General features: G+C 37.8%; 2 protein-coding genes. One reads left to right on the top strand and one right to left on the bottom strand.

Annotated elements, in window-relative coordinates; all coding sequences use genetic code 11:
- Positions 1-23: 23 nt before the first annotated feature.
- The gene (locus tag VB711_RS12235; RefSeq protein WP_323286321.1) at positions 24-1,784 is read right to left on the bottom strand and encodes a WD40 repeat domain-containing protein; all 1,761 of its coding nucleotides are present in this window, start codon (positions 1,782-1,784) and stop codon (positions 24-26) included.
- A 289-nt stretch (positions 1,785-2,073) separates the two neighbouring features.
- Here VB711_RS12235 and VB711_RS12230 point away from each other — a divergent pair, with 289 nt between their 5' ends.
- Positions 2,074-3,264 carry a class I SAM-dependent methyltransferase gene (locus tag VB711_RS12230; protein ID WP_323286401.1) on the top strand — a complete coding sequence of 397 codons (1,191 nt, stop codon included), beginning with the start codon at positions 2,074-2,076 and terminating at the stop codon, positions 3,262-3,264.
- The last annotated feature ends 20 nt before the right edge of the window (positions 3,265-3,284 follow it).

Here is a 3,284-nt window from a genome sequence, read left to right as displayed (position 1 = left end):
CCCTACTTATTGCTCCTAAAAATCTAACTCTTCTGCCAAATTTTGATTGTTTTATCCAAACTTCCACTTACTAACATTTCACCAGAAGTAGTAAAGGCCAAAGCTGTCACAGTTTTACCGTGTCCTGTAAAAGTTGCTAGTAGTTCCCCGGTTGCTAAATGCCACAATTTGATAGTTTTATCAGCACTACCACTAGCAATAATTTGTTCATTGGGACTAATAACAACTGTATTCACGCTATCTTGATGACCTTTGAGGGTGCGAATTAATTCACCAGTTTGCAGATTCCAGATTTTAATTGTCTGATCTCTGCTACCACTAACAAGCAGTTTACCATCACCACTGAGAGCTAGAGAACTAACGATGTGAGAATGACCCATGAGAGTTTGTAGGGGTTGGGTATCCTTTGCTGGTGGGTGTGTGGTACTCCAGACTTGGATTTTGCGATAACTACCTGTAACGAGAATTTTGCCATCTTGACTCAAAACTAGGGAATGGGCTGTGGTATCATCCAAACAGAGAGCGATCGCTACCTGACGTTCCCGTAAATCCCAAAAAAGGATTTTTCGATCATCACCACCAGTCGCTAACATCTTACCATCGGGAGTAAACGCCACACATTTCACTGCCCCATTATGTTTATGTAAAACATCTATTAAATCTAGCGCCCCAGTATGCCAAATTTTAATTGTAGAATCTGCACCAGCACTAACTAAAGTTTGTCCATCTGCACTAAAAGCCAAAGAATTAACTTCATCTACCAACCCAGACATCACCCAGGGATACTCTGATAAAGTCTCAATTAATTCCCCCTTAGTTAAATCCCATAATTTTGTTTCTCCCCGACTACCACTAGCTAAAATAGGCAAATTTTCACCTTCCGTTAAATTCCTCAAAGCATAAGCTAAACAATTAATTCCTCTCCTATGTCCTTTCAAAGTCTGCCAACATTCCCAATCACCAATAATACTTTTCTGTGGATGATCTGACGGTAAAGTTTCAATCGTCTCAATCATCATTATTTCATTAACTATAGGCAGATCCTTTTGTTTTTTAGTTAGAGAGTCTAAATACCAATTTAATCCCCCAGCATACAATAAATTACTAGGATTAAAATATAGTTTTGCTTCAGAAGATTCAACATAATTACTAGGCAGAAATCCGGCAATTAGAGCTTGTTTTTCATGACAAAATTTATTACTAGATGAATAAAACAAACATAAAAAAATTAATACCTGATGATGTTTTAAGTCTTCTTGACTAACTGACCATCTAACTTTATCTTTTTTAATTCCATTAAAACTTTCTCCATCAGCTACATAAACTTTTACACTCAATTTAGGATTATTGGTCAGTAAATAAATAAATCTACTTTCACCACGTAAATTTCCCTCATCATCTAAAACCATATTTTTCAAAGTGTCTTGTGGCACTTTTTTCACCAACTTACCCAAGCGTTCTGCAATCATCTGGTCAACAATTTGCTCTCGGACAAGATAATCTTCTGCTTGTTGCTGAAAATATTCAGAAAAAGGAATATCCCAATCAGTTGCTTCAGGATACTCAGGTGGTATCGGTGGTGGATTTTTAGCCAGAATTTCCGCTTGTTGACGTGAAGAATTTTGAATTTTGGCTAACGGCTCGCCCACAAATGCCATAATTTCACTGTGACAGCCTTTAACCTGACTTTCTAAGAGTGATAAATCAGCAGTTTTTGGTTTTTTTACACGTTGCAAAAAATCTGCTTGTTGGGCTTTGAGTAAACTAATCCAATCTGTTTGCATGAGAACAGCGCACCATTATATATCTAGGGTAGGCTAAACAATTAAAAAGGGGGTAAAGTAGTGAAAGTTGACGTTTCAAAACTTTATTTTATGAATAAATTAAACTAAGCATTTAATATAGAGATCAGATTTGATCTTTAAAATTATTGTCCCTAATCTTAACTAATCTAGGAAAGAATATACTGTTTCTAGAGGAACAGTTCTAGTAAAAATGGGGGATTGCAGTCAATTAATAACGCCAAAATTAGGAATTATGTTCTTTATGTACCAATTTTCTAGCGTAAATTCTATAGATTTTAATCCGGTATTGTGTATGGCTATTGCTAATCACATTAAATCCAGTCCCCAACAGCGAATTACCTTTGCTGAATACATGGAGTTGGCACTTTATCATCCAGAACACGGTTACTATTCTAATGAAGCAGTCAAAAAAATTGGTTTTCGAGGTGGTGACTTTTTCACATCTTCTAGTTTAGGGGCTGACTTTGGCGAATTATTAGCAGTACAATTTCTGCAAATGTGGGAAAATTTGGGAAAACCGAACTCATTTTCTCTCATAGAAATGGGAGCCGGTCAAGGTCTTTTAGCTTCCCATATTCTCCACTACTCCAAATTACACCACCCTGATTTTTTTGCCGCCCTTAATTACATTATTGTGGAAAAATCTCCAGGTTTAAGGGAAGAACAGCAAAAACACTTACAAAATTTACCTGTACATTGGTGCAATTTAGAAGATATACTCCCCAATTCAATCACAGGCTGTTTTTTTTCTAACGAATTAGTAGATGCCTTACCAGTCCATCAATTTACCCTAGAAGCGGGAGAATTGCGAGAAATTTATGTCACAATTCAGGAAGAAACCGAGAATAACAATTCTGATCTCCCTACATTTATTGAAGTAATAGCAGAACCTTCTACCCCAAAGTTAGCAGAATATTTTCAACTGGTGGGAATTGACTTGAGCCAAAATGCTTATTTAGATGGCTATCGCAGTGAAATTAATTTAGCAGCTTTGGACTGGTTGAGTATAGTGGCTGACTGCTTGCAAAGCGGGTATGTGTTAACAATTGATTATGGCTACCCTGCCACTCGTTACTATAACCCCAGGCGATCGCAAGGAACAATACAGTGCTACTACCAACATCATCACCATAACAACCCCTATATCAATATTGGGCAACAAGACATCACCGCCCATGTTGACTTTACAGCCTTGGAAAATTGGGGGAAACGGTGTCACTTAAACCGAGTTGGTTGGATACAGCAAGGTTTATTTTTAATGGCCTTGGGGTTAGGTGAACGGCTGGCTGCTATCTCCTATCAACAACAACCCATATCAGAGTTGCTAAAACGACGGGAGGCATTACATCAACTGATTGACCCCACAGGACTGGGAGGCTTTGGAGTTCTTGTACAAAGCAAGGGATTGACCGAAACACAAGCCTTACAACCCCTGAAAGGATTAGCCGTACCAGATTAAAAGTAATGTCAAAGTCAATA

Origin of the sequence: Cronbergia sp. UHCC 0137, assembly GCF_034932285.1 — a bacterium.
Classification (GTDB): Bacteria; Cyanobacteriota; Cyanobacteriia; order Cyanobacteriales; family Nostocaceae; genus Cronbergia.
The sequence above is the reverse complement of the archived record's forward strand: the minus strand, read 5'-3'. Positions and strand labels throughout refer to the sequence as shown.